This is a genomic window from Mesorhizobium sp. WSM4845 (assembly GCF_055811455.1).
This window is the reverse complement of record NZ_JBVVQA010000005.1, coordinates 236,835-253,543: the sequence shown is the minus strand read 5'-3', so window position 1 is coordinate 253,543 and position 16,709 is coordinate 236,835. Positions and strand designations below refer to the sequence as shown.

Genomic DNA, 16,709 nt, shown 5'->3' with positions numbered 1-16,709 from the left:
TGGCTTTGCCGGCGCCGTCCAGATCAGCGGGGTGTCGGTGAAAGACCTACACTCGCATTCTCTTCCGGCGTTGCGTTCCAGTAGCCATATGCCGCGGCGGTCTTCAGGAAATGCTGCATCGCATCGGCTGACGGAGGATCAGAATGCCTGCTTTCCCCGGTGATCGGCTTGCCGATCGTTGACGTGCTGACGAGGATCATCACGGCCGGCCCGGTCGACAGGGGCCAAATAGGAACGTTCATCGCCTCAGCGCATGCACGCTATGAACATTGCCGCCGCCTATCGGCAGAGCCATGTCGTCGTCGAGCAAGCGCGTGATGCGGGCGAAGCCGGTAAAAGCCTTCCTTGCTTCCTCTGCCGACATCCTGCCCGCCAGAGCCGCGGAGCAGCAATTCACCGCGCATTGGTAGATTGGCCCACGCCGGCCGACTGGCCATCTACGCAAGAACTCCATCGCTTCGGCTACGCTATCAATTTCTTCGGCAGGACTTTCCTGCCCGCGCGAAATCCGCACAGGCGTAAAGAATTGCAGGCGATCCATTGTTTCCTCCCGGTCGATCGCTATGTGCCTGATCGAACCTTTTAAATTTACTGTTGACCATGTGGTTTCCGGCAAACAGGGCCCGATGGTGAAAAAAGTCGGGCCAAAAACGAAGTCTTTCACATCACTCGACCGAAATCGAATCACCAAACGTGACAAGCGAAGCGATCAACCGTTACGCGCCGATAGGCGCGACTGTCATTGAATGCCTTTTGGGCCAAGTTGCCAATTCCCTCGCGTGAAGGCGCTCGACAGGGAAGACGGCGAGTTCCGCCGGAGCCGGCACGCGAAGGCTTGACACAAGTCTCCCCTTGTTTGGGGGGAGATCTATGCCCCGACCATCTCGGCCAATTTGTGCACGGTGTTCCAGTTGCGCGAGGTGCCGATGCCGAGCCGTTTATGGCTTATCGCCGCCACAAGACGCGAGCTTGGCGTCTCGCGCGAAAAGAAGATCCAGATGTCACCGCCGACGGCCTGCATCCGCTCATCCTTGCCGATATAGGCCTCCAGCGCCGCGACGGCCTCAGCGGGAACGGGCTTGCGCATCACGCGCACCGCTACCTGATCCGCGGCGGCAGCCGATTCGGCGGGAAACGGGTTGCCGGCCGCAAGCTTCAACCAGTCATCTGCGCGGCGCACGATGATGTCGACATGGCGGCCGAAGGTCTTTTGGAACGCCGTCTCCAATCGGCGCTCCAGCGCGGCAATCTCTGTTTCTTTCGTTTCGAAAACCAGATTGCCGGTCGCCACCAGCGTGCGCGGGTTGTTCAGGCCCAGGCCCTCTGTCATGGCCCTGAGATCGGACATGACGACGCGCCGCCCCTCGCCCAGGACGATGCTGTAAAGCAAAGCGACGTAGGTTTGCATGCTAGCCCGGATATCTCACGATAGCCTGTCGATTTAGACCAAGCGACTCTGCTCCACCGCCGCCTCGATGAAGCTGGCAAACAGCGGGTGCGGGTCAAGCGGCCGGCTTTTCAGCTCGGGATGATATTGCACGCCGATGAACCAGGGATGGTCGGGATATTCGACTGTTTCCGGCAGCACGCCGTCCGGCGACATGCCGGCAAAAACCAGGCCGCAATCCTCGAGCCGCTCCTTGTAGTCAACATTGACCTCGTAGCGGTGGCGGTGGCGCTCGGAAATCTGCGTGTCGCGATAGATCTCGGCGATCTTCGAGCCCCTGGCGAGGTCCGCCTGATAGGCACCGAGCCGCATGGTGCCGCCGAGGTCGCCGGTTTCCCTGCGCTTCTCCAGCATGTTGCCTTTCAGCCATTCCGTCATCAGGCCGACGACCGGTTCCTCGGTAGGACCGAATTCGGTCGACGAGGCATGCTTGACGCCGGCCAGCGAACGCGCTGCCTCGATGCAGGCCATCTGCATGCCGAAGCAGATGCCGAAATACGGCACTTTTCGCTCGCGGGCGAACTTCGCCGCAAGGATCTTGCCTTCAGCGCCGCGCTCGCCAAAACCGCCGGGGACCAGAATGCCGTGGACCTTTTCCAGCCACGGCGCCGGGTCTTCCTTCTCGAATATCTCGCTCTCGATCCAGTCGAGCTTGACCTTGACGCGGTTGGCGAGACCGCCATGCGACAGCGCCTCGATCAGCGATTTGTAGGCGTCCTTGAGGCCGGTATATTTGCCGACGACGGCGATGGTCACCTCGCCTTCCGGGTTGTGGATGCGTTTGGACACCGCTTGCCAGGGCTCCATCCGCGGCTTCGGCGCCGGATCGATGCCGAAAGCGGCGAGCACTTCCGAATCCAGTCCTTCATTGTGATAGGCCATCGGCACGTCGTAGATGTGCGGCACATCGAGCGCCTGGATGACGGCGCTCTCGCGCACATTGCAGAACAGCGACAGTTTGCGGCGCTCTTCCCTGGGGATGGGGCGGTCGGCGCGGACCAGCAGGATGTCGGGCGCGATGCCGATGCCGCGCAATTCCTTGACCGAATGCTGGGTCGGCTTGGTCTTCAATTCGCCCGCCGTTGGAATATAGGGCATCAGCGTCAGGTGCACGTAGACGGCGTTGTTGCGCGGCAGGTCGTTGCCAAGTTGGCGGATCGCCTCCAGAAACGGCATCGCCTCGATGTCGCCGACGGTGCCGCCGATCTCGCACAGGACGAAGTCATAATCGTCATTGCCGTTGAGAATGAAATTCTTGATCTCGTCGGTGACATGCGGAATGACCTGCACGGTGGCGCCAAGATAATCGCCGCGTCGCTCCCGCTCGATGATGTTCTTGTAGATGCGACCCGTGGTGATGTTGTCCTGCTGGTTGGCCGAGCGGCCGGTGAAGCGCTCATAATGGCCAAGATCGAGATCGGTCTCGGCGCCGTCATCCGTCACGAAGACTTCGCCATGCTGGTATGGCGACATCGTGCCGGGATCGACGTTGAGATAGGGATCAAGCTTCTTGATGCGCGCGCGATAGCCTCGCGCCTGCAAGAGAGCCCCAAGGGCCGCTGCAGCGATGCCTTTTCCGAGTGAGGAAACCACGCCGCCTGTGATGAATACATATCGCGCCATGGGAGTCATCGCTTAACGCGGCCGAATTGATTCCGCCAGAGAAAAAACCGCCGCGAAGGCTTTTTCCCAAGAAGGCGCCCTGGTGATGCTCGAACCAAAACAAAAGGGCCGGCGAGGCCGGCCCTTTTGTTTGACCCGTCAAGGCGTCAGATGATGACGACCTTGGTGCCCACTTTCACTCTGCGATAAAGGTCCATGACGTGCTCGTTGATCATGCGGAAACAGCCGTTGGAGGAGTTCGTCCCGATCGACTGCGGCGCAATGGTGCCGTGAATGCGCAGATGGGTGTCCTTCTTGCCGTCGTAGAGATAGATGGCGCGCGCGCCGAGCGGGTTATCGCCGCCGCCGGGCATGCCGTCCTTGTACCGGCCGTAATTCTTCGGCTCACGCTTCTGCATGTCGAGCGTCGGGATCCAGCGGGGCCATTCCTGCTTGTCGCCGACGGCGACCGTGCCCTTGAACTGCAGGCCGTCACGACCGACCGCAATCGCATAACGGCGGGCGGTCCAGGAGGATTCGACGAGATAGAGGCGGCGCGCACTCGTATCGATGACGATGGTGCCGGGGCTATAGCCGGTGAACTCGACCTCTTGCGGCACGAACTCCGGCTTCACCTTGAACTGCTTCCTGGCTTCCTTGCTGGCGAGCGCGGCATCGAGGGCGCGGGTCTCGGGGAGCAGCGACATCGACGAGGACGTGCCGCCGAACAGGCCGGCGAACAGCCCGACGCGCTGGGGCTTCTGTCCGACCGGCTCGCTGCGCAATTCGCCGTTGTTGCCGGTCAGCGCGACGTTCATGGCCTCGGCGGGAATTGCCTCGGCCGACTGGATTGCGGCGATGGGTTGAATCGGGTCGATGATCTTGACCGGCCTGGCATCGGCCAGCCTGGCCTTGCCAGCGGACTTATCCTTCTTGACGAGGCCCTTCCTGGCAAGAAACGCCTGCCGTTCCAAGTCCGACTTGGCTTTGGCCGCCTCGCGCATCGCCAGCTTCCTTGCCTCGATCGCCTTTACTCGAGCAGACTGCTTGTCAGCCGCGATCTTGGCTTCGATCTTCCTGATCTGGGCAAGATCTGCCGCGCTCGGGTCTTTTTTCTTCTTGAGGAGCTTGAGTTGCGCCGTGTCGCTTTTGGCGGCGACGTAGACGACGTCAGTTGTGACTGCGGATTTAGGGGCCGAATTGCCCGCCGGCATGGCCGCGTAAGCGGGCGCACCAAGGCTGAGCACGGCCCAAAGGCCGGCTAAAATGAAGCTGCGAAGCTGCATGGCGAAGATCCGATCGTTCAATGCTTGTTGCCACGGCGTCGCCCGGCGTCCCCCAAGGACCCCGAATGTGCCGCGCGCAATCTATAATCGATTAATCGGAGACGCCTCAAGCGCCCTGGCGTGCCGCGCCCGGTCGAATCCTCGTGATCGTGCGGCATTTGCCGCGACTGTGTTCAAACAACAACAGATCGCGGCGCCGGACGTCTGCTGATTACTGGTTTGGAACCTGCGGTGTTACTGGCGGGGTAGCGCCGTTTGTGGCCGGCGGCGTGGTCGCTCCCGCCGCTGGCGGTGCGGCGGGGGCCGGGGCTGCGGCATCATTGCCGGAAGGCGGTGTTGGCGCCGTACTGCCGGACGGCGGTGTCGGCGTCGTGGTGCCAGGCAACTGGTTGAGCACGCCGCCCCCACCGTTCGTCACAGGCACGCGATCGAGAATATCGATCGGCTTCTCGCCGTACCGGGCGACGATCGACAAGGTCAGCGAGGTGGCGAAGAACGCCGCCGCCAGGATCGCCGTCGCCCGCGTCAGCGCGTTGGCGGCGCCGCGTGCGGTCATGAAGCCCGATCCGCCGCCGATACCGAGGCCGCCGCCTTCGGAGCGCTGCAGCAGCACCACGCCGACAAGAGCGAGCACGACCATGAGGTGGACGACGATCAGTACGGTTTCCATAATTTATCCTGGCAAAGCCTTGCGCGGCCGCTGATACGACCGGTGATTTGGAGGCGGCTCAATACAATGCTTTGACGGCAATTCCAAGCCCGTGGCCGGAATATGGGAAGCAATGCGGCCGTTGCAACATTTTCCGCTGCGGCACAGTATCCGAAGTGCCCGACAGCCTTTCGATGCTAAAGCAAGTCGCGCAAAAGCATGCCCTTGGGCCTGACCCGACGTTGTGCAGCGGTTTTGCGATAACGACATGCGTAAAAACAACAACCTAAAGCGCGTCGCATTAGGCCGGCCAAACGCGACGCGCTTTAGGAGATATTTCGATAGGCTTCGGCAATGCCGAGAAAGTCCGCCGCCTTCAGGCTGGCGCCGCCGACCAGCGCGCCGTCGACATTTTTTACGCCAAGCAGTTCGACCGCGTTCGACGGCTTGACCGAGCCGCCATAGAGGATGCGCATCTTCGCCGCCGCGCCGCCAAGCCTTTCCGACAGTTTTTCGCGAATATGCGCATGCGCCTCAGCAACGTCGGCGGCAGTCGGCGTCAGCCCCGTGCCGATCGCCCATACCGGCTCGTAGGCCATGACGGTATTCGATGCCGTTGCATTCGGCGGCACCGAGCCGGCGACCTGGCGCGACAGCACGTCGAGCGTGGCGCCCGCCTCGCGCTCGGCTCTCGTCTCGCCGATGCAGATGATGGCAACCAGCCCGGCGCGCCACGCGGCGGACGCCTTTGCCTGGACAATGGCGTCGTCCTCGTTTTGATCGGCGCGGCGTTCGGAATGGCCGACGATGACGTGACTGGCGCCCGCATCTTTCAGCATCTCGGCCGAAATACAGCCGGTATGGGCGCCGCTCTCCTTGCTGTGGCAATCCTCGCCCCCGGCCCGGACCGGCGTGCGCGACAAGATCTCCGCGGCATGCGCAAGCAGCGTCGCCGGAACGCAGACCAGCGCTTCGGTCTCGGCATCGAGCCCGCTCATGAAGCCGTTGCCGATCATCCTGAGTTCGTTGAGTGAGGCGCTGGTGCCGTTCATTTTCCAGTTGCCAGCGACCAGCGGGCGGATTCCAGGCGTCATGGGATTTGCTTCTCCGGGCAATATTCGGCTGCCTCCTCACTACCAAACTCAGCCCACAAAGCAATCGACAGTGGGCCGGAAGGACGCTATTGCGCTTGTTTCAGACTCGGCGCATGCGAAAATGCGCGAAAAAATCGGAAGTGACCATGCTTGGTATCTTGAGAAGCGCCGCGGGGACCTGGATCGCGAAAGCGCTGCTGATATTGTTGGTGTTGAGCTTCGCCGTCTGGGGCATTTCCGGACAGATGGTCGGTGGTTTTGCAGGCCACGACGCGGTTGTCACGGCCGGCGGCACCAAAGTGTCGATCAACGAGTATCGGCTGGCCTATGACCGGCAGATCAGCGTGATGTCGCAGCAATTCGGCCAGCGCATCAGCCGCGAGCAGGCGACGGCACTCGGCCTCGACAACCAGGTGCTGGCGCAACTCGTGTCGGGGGCAGTCCTCGATGAGCAGGCCCGCAAGCTCGGGCTTGGGCTGTCCAAGGACCGGCTGGCCCAACTCACGCATGAAGACCCGGCCTTCAAGGGTCCCGGCGGCAACTTCGACAGAAGGACTTTCGAATACATACTGCAACAGGTCGGCATGCGGCCGGAAGACTATCTCAGGAATCGCGCCCAGGTGGCTGTGCGCCAGCAGATCGTCGAGGCGGTTTCGGACGGCCTCAAGGCCCCGAATACGTTCTTGAAGGCGGTCGCGCTCTATCGTGGCGAAGACCGCACCATCGACTATTTGACGTTGCCGAAATCGCTGGTCGAGCCGATCGAAGCGCCATCCGACACTACGCTTTCGGCCTATTTTGAGGAAAACAAGAAGACCTATGCGGCGCCCGAATACCGCAAATTCTCCTATGTCAGGCTCGAGCCGGAAGACATCATGGATGCGAGTGCCGTGACCGACCAGCAGGTCAGCGACGACTACAACAAGAACAAGGGGCGCTACACCACGGCGGAAACGCGCACCATCGAACAGCTCGTGTTCAAAACGCCCGATGCCGCGAAGGCCGCGCTCGATTCACTCAAGACCGGCGCGACCTTCGACAAACTCGTCGCCGCCGAGGGCAAGACGCAGGCCGACACGCTGCTCGGCACGCTGTCCAAGGACAAGATCGCCGACAAGGCGGTGGCGGATGCGGCGTTTGCGCTCAACGTCAACGAAGTCAGCCCGGTCGTTCAGGGTGCCTTCGGTCCGGTGCTGCTGCGCGTCACCGAGATCAAGCCCGAAGTGGTGAAGCCGCTGGCCGAAGTGGCCGCCGACATCCGCAAGGACCTGGCGCTGGGCGAGGCAAGCCGCATTCTGCTCGACGTGCATGACAGTTACGAAGACAGCCGCGCTTCGGGCAGCACGCTCGAGCAAGCGGCCGAAAAACTGAAGCTGAAGGTCGTCACCGTCGACGCGATCGATCGCACCGGCCTGAGGCCGGACGGCGCCATCGTCAAGGATCTGCCGGAATCGCCGGAGCTGATCAAGGCGGTGTTCGATGCCGAACCCGGCACCGAGAATCCCGACCTCACCACTGCCAACAACGGCTTCGTGTTCTACGAGGTGGATTCGGTCACGCCGGCCCGCGACCGCACGCTGGATGAAGTCCGCCAGAAGGTGGTGGCCGACTGGACGGCGGCGGAAACGACCAAGCGGCTCACCGCAAAAGCGCAGGAGCTCGAAAAGCGTCTCGAGGCCGGCACTACGCTCGACGTGATCGCGAGCGAGCTCAAGCTTGAGAAGCAGACCAAGCGCGGCGTCAAGCGCGGGGCGGACGACGCCGATTTCGGCAAGGAAGGGGCGGCTGCGATGTTCGGCGAAGGCGAAGGCGGGACCGGATTGATCCCCTCGCCCACCGGCGACGGACAGATCCTGTTCAGGATTGCCGAAGTGTTCGAGCCTGCCGGAGCCGACGCCAGCTCGGTGCCGGACGACGAGCAGAAATCGTTCACCGCCGGCATGTCCGACGACCTGCTCGACCAGTTGGTGGCGCAGCTGCAGACGCAATATGACGTTCGCATCGACCAAACCGCCGTTGCCCAAGCCCTGACCAGATGAGCGCGCTCAAGACCCATATCGCCAAGGTCGCCGCTGGTAGCTCCCTTTCCTTCGAGGAAGCGCGCGATGCCTTCGACATCATCATGTCGGGCGACGCTACGCCCGGCCAGATCGGCGGCTTCCTGATAGCGCTGCGCGTGCGCGGCGAGACTGTGAGCGAGATTTCCGGCGCCGTCGCCACCATGCGCGCCAAGATGCTGCGCGTCGACGCGCCGGCTGGCGCCATCGACATCGTCGGCACCGGCGGCGACAATTCGCACAGCGTCAACATCTCGACCGCATCCGCGTTCGTCATCGCCGCCTGCGGCGTGCCGGTGGCTAAGCACGGCAATCGCGGACTGTCCTCGCAGACCGGCGCCGCCGACGTGCTGACCGCGCTTGGCGTCAAGCTCGACATCCCGCCGGAAACGATCGGCCGCTGCATCCACGACGCAGGCGTCGGCTTCATGTTCGCACCGGCGCATCATCCGGCGATGAAGCATGTCGGCCCGATCCGCGCCGAGCTCGGCACCCGCACAATCTTCAACCTGCTTGGCCCGCTCTCCAATCCGGCTGGTGTCGTCAGGCAGATGGTTGGCGTCTTCTTGCCGGAATGGATCATGCCGGTGGCCGAGACGTTGAAGGCACTGGGCGCCGACCACGCCTGGGTCGCCCATGGCGACGGCTATGACGAGATCACCACCACCGGCGAAACCCAAGTCGCCGAACTGGTCGGCGGCGAGATCCGCAGCTTTACGCTGACCCCGGAAGCGGTCGGGCTGAAGCGGCATACCAAGGACGAATTGCGCGGCGGCGATGCCGCCTACAACGCCCAGGCGCTGCGCGACATGCTGGGCGGCGCTGCCGGTGCCTTTCGCGATACGGTGCTGATGAACGCCGGCGCCGGACTGGTGGTGGCGGGAAAGGCGACGACGCTTGCCGATGGCATGGCGACGGCGGCGCAAGCCATCGACAGCGGCCGGGCGCTAAAGGTGCTTGACCGGCTGGTCGAGATTTCGAACGGATAGCGCCGTGTCTGATATCCTGCGCAAGATCGAAGCCTACAAGCGCGACGAGATCGCGGCGGCGAAGGCGCGGGTGCCGCTTGCCCAAATCAAGGCGCGGGCAAAGGATGCCGACGCACCACGCGGCTTTCTCTCGGCCCTTGAAGCCAAACGCAAATCCGGCAGTTTCGCGCTGATCGCCGAGATCAAGAAGGCGAGCCCGTCCAAGGGCCTGATCCGCGCCGATTTCGATCCGCCGGCGCTGGCCACGGCCTATGCCAAAGGTGGGGCTGCCTGCCTCTCGGTGCTGACCGATGCGCCGTCTTTCCAGGGGGCGCCTGAATTCCTCACCGATGCGCGCAGCGCCGTGACATTGCCGGCTTTGCGCAAGGATTTTCTGTTCGAGCCCTATCAGGTGTTCGAGGCCCGTGCGTGGGGCGCGGACGCCATCCTGATCATCATGGCGAGCGTCGATGACGCCGTGGCCAGGGAACTCGAAACGACGGCGTTCGAGCTCGGCATGGACGCGCTGGTCGAGGTGCATGACGAGGCCGAGACGGAACGCGCGCTGAAACTGTCGTCGCGGCTGATCGGCATCAACAACCGCAATCTGCGGACGTTCGAAACCAGCATCGAGACATCGGAGCGGCTCGCGGCGATGGTGCCGGCCGACCGGCTGCTGGTCAGCGAGAGCGGTATTTTCTCGCACCAGGACTGCCGCAGGCTGGAACGGAGCGACATTGGCACTTTCCTCGTCGGCGAGAGCCTGATGCGGCAACAGGACGTGGCCACTGCGACGCACCTGCTTTTGACGGGCAAGGCGCCCGCCAATGCATCTGCCCGAAAATCGCAATCGATGTTCGGAGAGCATGATGCATAGATACAAAGCGTCAGAGTGTAGTTTGTGCGTCCAAACGGACGCACGTCGCTCCAGGGTGACCTGACGATGTCGGCCGCCCTCACCCATCTTGGCGCGGAAGGCGAAGCCAATATGGTCGATGTCGGCGACAAGGCGGAGACGACCCGCACGGCAATCGCCGAAGGTCTTGTCTCGATGCGGCCCGAAACGCTGAAAATGATTCTCGACGGCGATGCCAAGAAGGGCGACGTGCTGGGCACGGCGCGCATCGCCGGCATCATGGCGGCCAAGAGGACGCATGAGCTGATCCCGCTCTGCCATCCGCTGCTGTTGACCAAGATATCGGTAGACATCGAACCTGACGCGAAGCTGCCCGGCCTGAAGGTCACGGCGCTGGCCCGTGTCACCGGCAAGACCGGCGTCGAGATGGAAGCGCTGACCGCCGTCTCGGTCGCCTGCCTGACCATCTATGATATGGCCAAGGCGGTCGATCGCGGCATGGCGATCTCCGGCATCAGGCTGGTGGAAAAGACCGGCGGCAAATCCGGCGACTACAAGGCGGATGCCCAGGGGGCAGGCCAATAATGGCGCTGCTTGCGGTCGCCGAGGCGCTCGAGCACCTGCTTGCGGATGCTGCGCCCTTGCAGGCTGAAAGCGTCGCCCTGATGGATGCCGCCGACCGCGTGCTGGCGGAGCCGCTCATGGCGCTCCGCACCCAGCCGCCATTCAACGCGTCGGCCATGGACGGCTATGCCGTGCGGGCCGACGATGTCGCGTCCGTGCCCGCGAGACTTTCGGTGATCGGCATAGCGCCGGCCGGACGAGGCTTTGCCGGAACAGTCGGCGCGGCGCAGGCCGTGCGCATCTTCACCGGCGCGCCGCTTCCCGGAGGCGCCGACACCATCGTCATCCAGGAGAATGTCCGCGACCTCGGCGGCGGCATGGTCGAAGTGACCGCGCCGACGGTTGAAGGCCGCAACATCCGCCGCCTCGGGCTCGATTTCTTGCAGGGCGACATGCTGCTGGAGAAAGGCCGCCTGCTTGATCCCGCGGCATTGTCGCTGGCGGCGTCGGCCAACCACCAGCAGGTCCGCGTGGTGAAACGGCCGCTGGTCGCCATCATCGCCACCGGCGACGAATTGCTGCCGCCGGGCAGCGACCTTGGCCCCGACCAGATCATCTCCTCCAATGCCTATGGCGTCGCCGCCGCGGCCCGCTCGGTTGGCGCCTGCGCACTCGATCTCGGCATCGCCCCCGACCGCAAGGAGGCGATCGCCGCGCTGGTGAAAAAAGCCGTCGCCGCAGGCGCGGACGTCATCGTTACGCTGGGCGGCGCCTCGGTCGGCGACCACGACCTCGTCCATGACGTGCTGACCGGCGAAGGCATGGCGCTCGATTTCTGGAAAATCGCCATGCGGCCCGGCAAGCCATTGATGTTCGGGCGGCTGGGCGCCATCCGCTGCATCGGCCTGCCCGGCAATCCGGTGGCCAGCCTGGTCTGCACGCAGCTCTTTCTGAAGCCGCTGCTGGCGCGGCTCGGCGGCCGCGCGTTTCGCCAGGACATGCGTCAGGCGCGGCTCGGCGCCGCCATGCCGGCCAACGATCTCAGGCAGGACTATGTACGCGCGGTGGTGAAGGAAGAAGCTGGCACGCTTGAGGCAACGCCGTTCAGTGTCCAGGATTCCTCGATGCTCAGAATGCTGGCCGACGCCAACGGATTGGTCGTGCGCGAGCCATTCGCTCCCGCGGCCGCAGCGGGCGCCGCCTGCAGCGTGCTGATGCTACGCTGAACAAAACGTCAACACATTCATTAAACTTTAAATGGTTGCGGAACACAACTGGAACAGATAGTGTTTGTTCTGGGTTTGTTTTTCTGATTCTGTTGGGGGTCGCGATGCTAACACGCAAACAACATGAACTGCTGATGTTCATCCACGAGCGACTGAAGGAAAGCGGCATTCCGCCCTCGTTCGACGAGATGAAGGAAGCGCTCGACCTCGCCTCCAAATCGGGGATCCACCGGCTGATCACGGCGCTGGAGGAACGCGGTTTCATTCGCCGCCTGCCCAACCGCGCCCGCGCGCTGGAGGTGCTGCGCCTGCCCGATTCGATCGCGCCGGGCCTCAATGCGGCGCGCAAATTCTCGCCGAGCGTCATTCAAGGCAGCCTTGGCCAGGGCGGCCTCGGACGCCAGATCAAGCCGGCGCCTTCGCGCATGCGTGCGGCCGGCAATGACGACGACGTCGTTGCCACCGTTTCCATACCGGTGATGGGCCGCATCGCTGCCGGTGTGCCGATCGACGCCATCCAGCACCAGACGCATTCGATCTCGGTGCCACCGGACATGATCACCGGCGGCACGCACTACGCGCTGGAGGTCAAGGGGGATTCGATGATCGAGGCCGGCATCTTCGACGGCGACACGGTTATCATCCGCAACGCCGACACCGCCCAGCCTGGCGAGATCATTGTCGCTCTGGTCGACGAGGAGGAAGCGACGCTGAAGCGATTCCGCCGCAAAGGTGCCTCGATCGCACTGGAAGCCGCCAATCCGGCCTACGAGACGCGCATCTTCGGGCCGGACCGGGTCAAGGTGCAGGGCAAGCTCGTCGGACTGATCCGGCGTTACTGAACGGCAGGCTTCTTGGGTTTCTCGGCCCTGCGGTATGGCGGCAGGCCCCTCGCCTCGCGCGAAAATCGCCGCTGCTCATGCCAAGGCCTGTATGGCTGTCTGACGGCAAAACGGATTTCTGCGCGCGTCTTCGCCGATAGCGGATCGAAGAAGACGGCGGCACTGCCCATGCGAGCGAGCTGCCGTTTGGTGACGACGAGAACCAGCGGGTTGCGGCAGAGTTTGTAATAGGCTGTGGCATCGTCGATGACGATCAAATCCGCAAAGGCACAGGCCGGCCGCGCGGTTTTGCGGTTGTCGGCGAGCGCGATGAGCGCGCCGGACGGATGCCGGGCCAGGCACAGGCCGGCAGTGCAGGTGAAAGGCGCTCCCGGCGGCAGGTCGGCCGGATCGGCGATGTCGAACCGCACATCTCCTTTTTCGAATGTCTCCGGCTCGACGATCGTTGTTGAAACCAGCGCATGTTTCCAGTTGTCGGTGGTGAATTCGTTCGAACGCATCCGGTTGACGGCAAGTTCGCCGCCGCCGATCGGCAGCGCCACCAGATGCGCATCCTCCGAGATCAGCACGTCGGGGGTGCGCGTCTCGGAAATCGTCAGCAGGCCGGCGAGCGCAAAGGGAAGTGCGGCAAGCCGCAGCCATGTCGTCGCCATCGTGGCGATGACTAAGGCGACCGTCACCAGCAGAACCGATTGCAACGAAATCAGGCCGACTGCATCGACGGGCGAACGCTCCGATATCCATCCCGAAATTGCAATCATCGCCGTCAGGCCCTTGCCCATCATGTAGAGGAAAGGGCCGTCGAGGCCGAAAGGCATTGCCAAGGCGCTGAGGACGGCCAGGAACATGACGATCGTGACGATCGGCATGACGGCCAGATTGGCGAACAGGCTGAGCGGCGAGACGCGCTGGAAGTGCCAGATGGCGAAGAGCGCGGTGGCGCTGCCGGCAATGATGGAGGTCATTGCGATGGTGCCTGCCCCGGCGACGAGCTTGCGCGTGACGAAAGCGACCGGTGACCGTCGCTGTCGCGGCGCCTTGGCCCTGTCGGCACGATAGTCGGACCAACCGGCATAGGCGCCCACGAGAGCCGCAGTCGCGGCGAACGACATCTGGAAGCTTGCGCCGACCACCTCGTGCGGCGACACGACGATAACGGCGATGGCCGAAATCGCCAGGTTGCGCATGGTGAGTGCCGCCCGGTCGAACAGCACGGCGACAAGCATTACCGCCAGCATGATGAAGCTGCGTTCAGCCGCGACCACGATACCGGAAAAGATCAGATAGGCAGCGATGGAGACGAGTGCGGCAGCAGCCGCATATTTTTTGACCGGCCGGCGCGACGAAAAGTCGGGAAACAGCGCAAAGGCGCCGCGCAGCAATCCCATGACGGTGCCGGCGACAAGCGCCATGTGCAGGCCGGAAATGGAGATGATGTGGTAGATGCCGGTGCGCCGCATCGATTCGTTTATCTCTTCGGGGATGCCGGCACGCACGCCGACGATCAGCGCAGCGGCAATCTCCCCCTCGGCACCACCGATGCTGTCCCTGATATGGTCGGCGATGGTTTCGCGCGCCTTCTCGATCGACGAAGAAAGGCGTGCGGTTAACGGTGCATCTTCGGAGACGACGATCTTTGGACTGCCGAGGAAAAAGCCACTGGCACCGATACCGGCGAAATAGCTGTCAAAGGAAAAGTCAAAGCTGTCCGGTCTGACCGGGCCAGTCGGAGGCAGAAGCCTCACATAGCCGGTTGCCACCGAGCCTGCGGTCATCTCAGCGGGAATCTTGCGTGCCGACACCCTGACACGTTCGGGTGCATAACGCAGTGTCGGCCGGGCGGTCGACATCACATCGATGGTCAGCCTGATCCGGCCGTTCGCCATCTGGTCGAGCCTGACGACACGGCCGGTCAGCCGGGTCTGGATTTCCGAACCGAGCATCTTCGTTCCGGCGCGCCAGGTTTCAACCTTGGCGGCGAGCACACCAAGCGCGCACAGCAACGCTGCCATGAAGCACAGGTGCGTTTTGCGGCGTGAGCGCGTGACGGCCGCACACAATGCCGTAAGGACCACGACGGCGATGGGCTGGGCAAAGTCCGGTTCGACGGCAAGCGAAAAATAGACGATCACCCCGCATGCCAGGAAAACCGGCACCAGCAGGAAGGCGACGCCCCGGTCGAGTTCCAGGCCGGCTGCCGCGGCCACGCTGTTGCGGACACCGGATGGTGAAAGATGGCTGAGCTGTCGGCGAAAACGAATGACAGGGCCGGGTGCTGAAGCCGGTATCGGCGCCGGGCGATCCGGCGAAAGAGGTTGGATGCTCAGCGGCGACGCAGGCAGCGAAACGGGTAGCGCCTCAGTGTGAGGAACGTCGGCAAACAGCGATCGTTCGCTGACGCTTGCGGTCGCGCCCTCGCTCTCGTCCACGCCGCGGCCTGGTCCAGCCATAGGGTTCGCCCCTTGCGCCCTTGACCTCCTATGCTACATGAACGCGCGACGCGCGAAAGTCCGCGCACCACATCCGTTTTCTGCGCTTGCCCAGGAGTTCCATGTCCGACAAGGTCGTCACCCGTTTTGCCCCTTCGCCCACCGGATTCCTGCATATTGGCGGGGCGCGCACGGCGCTGTTCAACTGGCTGTATGCGAAACACACCGGCGGCAGGATGCTGCTGCGCATCGAGGACACCGATCGCGAGCGTTCGACCGATGCGGCAACCGCTGCCATCCTCGATGGGCTCTCCTGGCTTGGCCTCACCTGGGACGGCGAGCCGGTATCGCAGTTCGAGCGCGCGCCGCGCCACCGCGCGGTTGCCGAGGAGCTGGTGCGCCTCGGCAAAGCCTATTACTGCTATGCGACGCCGGCCGAGCTGGAGGCGATGCGCGAGAGTGCGCGGGCCAAGGGCTTGCCTCCCCGCTATGACGGCCGCTGGCGCGACCGCGACCCGTCAGAGGCACCGGTTGGCGCCAGGGGCGCGATCCGCATCAAGGCGCCGGCCGAAGGCGAGACGGTGGTGCATGACCGCGTGCAGGGCGAAGTCCGCTTCCCCAACAAGGACCTCGACGATTTCATCATCCTGCGCTCGGACGGCAACCCGACCTATATGCATGCCGTCGTCGTCGACGACCACGACATGGGCATCACCCACATCATCCGCGGCGACGACCATCTGACCAACGCCGCCCGCCAGATGGTGATCTATCGAGCCTTGGGCTGGGAGGTCCCGTCAATGGCGCATATCCCGCTGATCCATGGCGCCGACGGCGCCAAGCTGTCGAAGCGGCACGGCGCCCTCGGCGTCGAAGCCTATCGCGCCATGGGCTATCTGCCCGAGGCACTGCTCAACTACCTGGCGCGGCTCGGCTGGAGCCACGGCGACGACGAGGTCATGTCGATCGCCGATATGATTGCGTGGTTCGACATCGGCGATGTCAACAAGGGGGCCGCCCGCTTCGACTTCGCCAAGCTCGAGGCGCTGAACGGCGTGCATATGCGGCGCATGAACGACGCCGAATTGCTCGATATCTTCATCAACACCTTGCCCTATCTCGAAGGCGGCCCGGCGATCGCAGCGCGCCTCGACGACACACGCAAGGCGCAGTTGCTGGCCGCCCTGCCCGGCTTGAAGGAGCGCGCCAAGACGCTGGTCGAGCTGGTCGACGGTGCCGCCTTCCTGTTTGCCGAGCGGCCGCTGCCGATCGACGAGAAGGCGGCGGCGCTGCTCGGCGGCGAGGCGCGCGAGATCCTGCGGGGCGCCCATGCGGCGCTGAAGGCGATTTCAGGGGATTGGACGGCCGCAGCGGCGGAAGCGGCGATCCGCGAATATGCGCTCGCCGGCGGCCATAAGCTTGGCGCAGTGGCCCAACCTTTGCGCGCCGCGCTCACCGGCAAAAGCACCTCGCCCGGCGTGTTCGACGTGCTTGCCGTGCTTGGCCGCGAGGAAAGCCTGGCGCGCGTCGCGGATCAAATCGATTAGCAAAACTGGCGCCCAAGAAGATTGGCATTGAAAGGTGGGTTTCGCAGTGCAACATTAGGTCTTGGCCCAATTTGGCACGCAATCCAATTGCGGGCGCAAACGCGCGAACTCCGATACTTTCGACGTGTTGCGTTGCAGAAAT

At 63.5% G+C, this 16,709-nt stretch carries 15 protein-coding genes; 7 read left to right on the top strand and 8 right to left on the bottom strand.

Annotation, left to right across the window (positions count from 1 at the left end; translation table 11 throughout):
* Positions 1 to 23 precede the first annotated feature (23 nt).
* From AC0L2C_RS08755 to tpiA, 7 genes are all read right to left on the bottom strand, one after another.
* Entirely contained in the window at positions 24 to 200 is a 177-nt protein-coding gene (locus AC0L2C_RS08755; protein ID WP_473523174.1) for a hypothetical protein, read from the bottom strand.
* Positions 201 to 238: 38 nt separating this feature from the next.
* Positions 239 to 541, bottom strand: a complete 303-nt coding sequence (locus AC0L2C_RS08750; protein WP_128183164.1) for a DUF982 domain-containing protein — start codon at positions 539 to 541, stop codon at positions 239 to 241.
* Positions 542 to 868: 327 nt separating this feature from the next.
* Positions 869 to 1,408 carry a DUF1697 domain-containing protein gene (locus AC0L2C_RS08745; RefSeq protein ID WP_128182966.1) on the bottom strand — a complete coding sequence of 180 codons (540 nt, stop codon included), beginning with the start codon at positions 1,406 to 1,408 and terminating at the stop codon, positions 869 to 871.
* Positions 1,409 to 1,441: 33 nt separating this feature from the next.
* Entirely contained in the window at positions 1,442 to 3,079 is a 1,638-nt protein-coding gene (locus AC0L2C_RS08740) for a CTP synthase (RefSeq protein ID WP_473523173.1), read from the bottom strand.
* 137 nt (positions 3,080 to 3,216) lie between these two features.
* On the bottom strand, positions 3,217 to 4,335 hold the full coding sequence (locus tag AC0L2C_RS08735; protein ID WP_473523215.1) for a L,D-transpeptidase: 1,119 nt from the start codon (positions 4,333 to 4,335) through the stop codon (positions 3,217 to 3,219).
* 211 nt (positions 4,336 to 4,546) lie between these two features.
* Positions 4,547 to 5,005, bottom strand: a complete 459-nt coding sequence (gene secG, locus AC0L2C_RS08730) for a preprotein translocase subunit SecG (RefSeq protein ID WP_027151881.1) — start codon at positions 5,003 to 5,005, stop codon at positions 4,547 to 4,549.
* Between the two features lie 305 nt (positions 5,006 to 5,310).
* Positions 5,311 to 6,078, bottom strand: coding sequence for a triose-phosphate isomerase (gene tpiA, locus AC0L2C_RS08725; protein ID WP_473523172.1), 768 nt, complete (start codon positions 6,076 to 6,078; stop codon positions 5,311 to 5,313).
* Positions 6,079 to 6,224: 146 nt separating this feature from the next.
* On the opposite strand from tpiA, the gene AC0L2C_RS08720 reads away from it, so the two are divergent.
* From AC0L2C_RS08720 to lexA, 6 genes are all read left to right on the top strand, one after another.
* Positions 6,225 to 8,117, top strand: coding sequence for a SurA N-terminal domain-containing protein (locus AC0L2C_RS08720; RefSeq protein WP_027151883.1), 1,893 nt, complete (start codon positions 6,225 to 6,227; stop codon positions 8,115 to 8,117).
* Positions 8,114 to 9,124: an anthranilate phosphoribosyltransferase gene (trpD, locus tag AC0L2C_RS08715; protein ID WP_473523171.1), complete on the top strand. Its 1,011-nt coding sequence runs from the start codon at positions 8,114 to 8,116 to the stop codon at positions 9,122 to 9,124. Before AC0L2C_RS08720 ends, trpD begins: the two co-directional genes overlap by 4 nt.
* A gap of 4 nt (positions 9,125 to 9,128) precedes the next feature.
* A complete protein-coding gene (trpC, locus tag AC0L2C_RS08710; RefSeq protein ID WP_287238164.1) occupies positions 9,129 to 9,980 on the top strand; it encodes an indole-3-glycerol phosphate synthase TrpC in 852 nt (283 codons plus the stop codon).
* 66 nt (positions 9,981 to 10,046) lie between these two features.
* Positions 10,047 to 10,544, top strand: coding sequence for a cyclic pyranopterin monophosphate synthase MoaC (gene moaC / locus AC0L2C_RS08705; RefSeq protein ID WP_287238163.1), 498 nt, complete (start codon positions 10,047 to 10,049; stop codon positions 10,542 to 10,544).
* Positions 10,544 to 11,749, top strand: a complete 1,206-nt coding sequence (locus AC0L2C_RS08700) for a molybdopterin molybdotransferase MoeA (protein WP_473523170.1) — start codon at positions 10,544 to 10,546, stop codon at positions 11,747 to 11,749. Before moaC ends, AC0L2C_RS08700 begins: the two co-directional genes overlap by 1 nt.
* A gap of 104 nt (positions 11,750 to 11,853) precedes the next feature.
* Positions 11,854 to 12,591 (top strand): transcriptional repressor LexA, encoded by a 738-nt coding sequence (gene lexA / locus AC0L2C_RS08695; protein ID WP_023801235.1) that lies wholly within the window; start codon positions 11,854 to 11,856, stop codon positions 12,589 to 12,591.
* Here the strand turns inward: lexA and AC0L2C_RS08690 are convergent.
* Positions 12,585 to 15,041: a ComEC/Rec2 family competence protein gene (locus AC0L2C_RS08690; protein WP_473523169.1), complete on the bottom strand. Its 2,457-nt coding sequence runs from the start codon at positions 15,039 to 15,041 to the stop codon at positions 12,585 to 12,587. The two genes, lexA and AC0L2C_RS08690, sit on opposite strands and share 7 nt — an antisense overlap.
* A gap of 101 nt (positions 15,042 to 15,142) precedes the next feature.
* On the opposite strand from AC0L2C_RS08690, the gene gltX reads away from it, so the two are divergent.
* Positions 15,143 to 16,567 carry a glutamate--tRNA ligase gene (gene gltX / locus AC0L2C_RS08685; RefSeq protein ID WP_128244900.1) on the top strand — a complete coding sequence of 475 codons (1,425 nt, stop codon included), beginning with the start codon at positions 15,143 to 15,145 and terminating at the stop codon, positions 16,565 to 16,567.
* Positions 16,568 to 16,709 lie beyond the last annotated feature (142 nt).